The organism is Actinomadura sp. SCN-SB, assembly GCF_043906805.1.
GTDB lineage: Bacteria > Actinomycetota > Actinomycetes > Streptosporangiales > Streptosporangiaceae > Spirillospora.
Genome location: NZ_JBIMPP010000159.1, coordinates 1 through 1,544 on the forward strand (window position 1 = coordinate 1; position 1,544 = coordinate 1,544).

The following is a 1,544-nucleotide window of genomic DNA, read 5'->3' on the forward strand; positions in this document are numbered from 1 at the left end:
ACGTCCTGGCGGCCGTAACGGTCCCATTCCCGCGCCCATTGTTCGAGGTCGGCGATCCGGCGCAGTGTTTCGGCGTGCAGGGCGATGGTCTGCCGGAGCGGCGCCCACGCCGAGAACAGCGCCTCGTGCGAGACCTCGACCACCGCGTCTCGCCGTCCTGCCCACTGGTGCACAGGCGTTCCCGGACGAACGCGTCGATGACAAGGCGTTCGGCGTCGTTCAGGGCGCTTCTCGGCACCCGCCTGCGGGTCGGTTCTCCGCGAACCGGACGAGCTTCAGCAGCATGGGCAGCACGGGCGGCGCCGGGTCGAGCGCCTCCAGCTCGGCGAGCACGAGGTCGGCGCGGTGTGTCAGGGCTCCGTAGACCCCGCCGTTGCGCTGGTAGTCGGCGGCGGTGATGGTGAGGTCGCGTCCCGCGCCCAGGTACAGGTCGGGCGGGTCGAAGGTGAGGCCCGCGCGCCGCGCCGGCTCCCGGATCACCGTCCGCGGCGCGGCGCGGTCGAGCGGTGTGACGGTGAACGGGTGCCGGAACAGGTCGGCGCAGCTCCCGCTGAGGAACGTGGTCCGAAACTCCGACTGGAGCACGAACAGGACGTGCGCCTCGGATCGGCGTCCAAGGCGTCCCGCAGCAGTTCGAGGAAGGCGGACGGGTCGTCGGCGGAGAGCAGTTCCTCGGCCTGGTCGATGACGATCGGCACCGACCGGGTGCGGTGGCCGCGCCCGGCCCCGGCCGGGTCGGAGCGAAGGCGCGCGGCCGGCTCGCTTCCGTCGTCGCCCGGGTCACCGGACGCGTCGGCCAGGCTCTGGGCGGGGTCGCCCTCCGGGATGATCGGCGGCATGAGCAGACCTCGCGCAGCCGTGTGCAGTAGCGGCGGGTGGCCTCCACGGTGGCGAGCCGGTCGCGCCAGGCGGGCCCGTACAGGTAGGCGGGTGTTGTTGCCGACGCTCTGTCGGAAAGTAGCCGACAGTGCGTCGGGAAAACCGGACCGACATGAGGGAGCCGCGATGAGCCGCCCCGGCCGGGGTTTCGCCGCGGAGCCAGCCATCGCCGCTGCTGCCTGAGGCGCGGCAGCAGACCGGCGTACACCAGCGGGGACTTGCCGACCCCGGACGGGCCGCTCGCGGGCGCCGGACCCGCCGTGCAGCCGTTCCCTCACGTCCCGGCCGAAGAAGATCCGTCGTCGTCCTCGGTGAACGCGTCCAGCCCGGGGTAGGGCGCACGGTCGCGGCGCCATGCCGGCAGGGCGCGCCAGCGCCGGTCCTGCGCCTTCTCCCAGGCCAGTACGCACGGGATCAAAAGCAGGCAGACGACGATGACCGGCAGCGCCCACTGCTGCACACGGGTGGTCTGCGGGGAGAGTCGCAGTGCGAGTCCGAGGACCGCGACCAGCAGGATGTCGGGGAACACCGGCCCCCGACGGCCTGACATGCGGCCACCTCCGGGGACGGCGAGGCGCTGACTCGGACCATGGAAGGCCGTAAAGGGGGGCGGGTCCCGGCCTCGGGGGGTTTGGCCGGGACCCGCTGTCCAGAAGGGATCGTGG

General features: G+C 72.8%; 4 protein-coding genes. All 4 read right to left on the minus strand.

Annotated elements, in window-relative coordinates; translation table 11 throughout:
• On the minus strand, nucleotides 1-173 hold a 173-nt coding region (locus tag ACGWYJ_RS38820; protein ID WP_395111698.1), incomplete at its 3' end, for a hypothetical protein.
• A 46-nt stretch (nucleotides 174-219) separates the two neighbouring features.
• On the minus strand, nucleotides 220-480 hold the full coding sequence (locus ACGWYJ_RS38825) for a hypothetical protein (protein WP_395111695.1): 261 nt from the start codon (nucleotides 478-480) through the stop codon (nucleotides 220-222).
• On the minus strand, nucleotides 477-839 hold the full coding sequence (locus ACGWYJ_RS38830; protein ID WP_395111696.1) for a hypothetical protein: 363 nt from the start codon (nucleotides 837-839) through the stop codon (nucleotides 477-479). The genes ACGWYJ_RS38825 and ACGWYJ_RS38830 overlap by 4 nt, the downstream gene beginning before the upstream one ends.
• Nucleotides 840-1,153: 314 nt before the next feature.
• A complete protein-coding gene (locus tag ACGWYJ_RS38835) occupies nucleotides 1,154-1,429 on the minus strand; it encodes a hypothetical protein (RefSeq protein WP_395111697.1) in 276 nt (91 codons plus the stop codon).
• Nucleotides 1,430-1,544 lie beyond the last annotated feature (115 nt).

What these genes read in the sequence shown, in the direction of transcription:
- ACGWYJ_RS38835 (WP_395111697.1), bottom strand. Translation starts at nt 1,429, where the DNA reads ATGTCAGGCCGTCGGGGGCCGGTGTTCCCCGACATCCTGCTGGTCGCG.
- ACGWYJ_RS38830 (WP_395111696.1), bottom strand. Translation starts at nt 839, where the DNA reads ATGCCGCCGATCATCCCGGAGGGCGACCCCGCCCAGAGCCTGGCCGAC.